The 543-nt window shown below is 62.6% G+C and carries 1 protein-coding gene; it reads right to left on the reverse strand.

What is annotated here, in order from left to right; genetic code table 11:
• The coding region (locus VSR82_RS39990) for an aminotransferase-like domain-containing protein (protein ID WP_498858926.1) at positions 1-543 on the reverse strand (543 nt) is incomplete at both ends.

Here is a 543-nt window from a genome sequence, read left to right on the forward strand (position 1 = left end):
TGCGCAAATGCTTGTCATAGCCGCCATATTGCAGATAGTCGGCAATTCCGGCCTGTACCGGAATGCTGGCCGACAGCGTCGTCATCAGCTTGAGCCGTTGCACCCGGTCGGCGAATCGGCCAGCCGCCACCCAGCCGATCCGGTAGCCGGGCGCGAGCGTCTTCGAGAACGAACTGCAGTGCATGACGAGGCCCTTGGTGTCGAAGGCCTTCGCCGGCAGCGGCCGATCACGGCTGAAGTGAAGCTCCTGATAGACGTCATCTTCGATCAGCGGTATTTCGCGCTTGGCCAGTAGCTCGACGAGCGCTTTCTTTTTTTCCACCGAGAGCGTCACGCCGGTCGGATTCTGAAAGTTCGTCATGAACCAGCAGGCGCGGATCGGATGCTTATCGAGCGCGACCGCGAGTGCGTCGAGATCCAGTCCGGTGACCGGATCGACGGGAATCTCGACCGCGCGCAGGTCGAGCCGCTCGATGGCCTGCAATGCGGCGTAAAAGCCAGGCGACTCGACCGCGATGACGTCGCCCGGGCGCGTCACCGCCA

It is taken from the genome of Burkholderia sp. JPY481, from assembly GCF_038900515.1.
In the GTDB taxonomy this organism is placed as follows: Bacteria; Pseudomonadota; Gammaproteobacteria; order Burkholderiales; family Burkholderiaceae; genus Paraburkholderia; species Paraburkholderia youngii.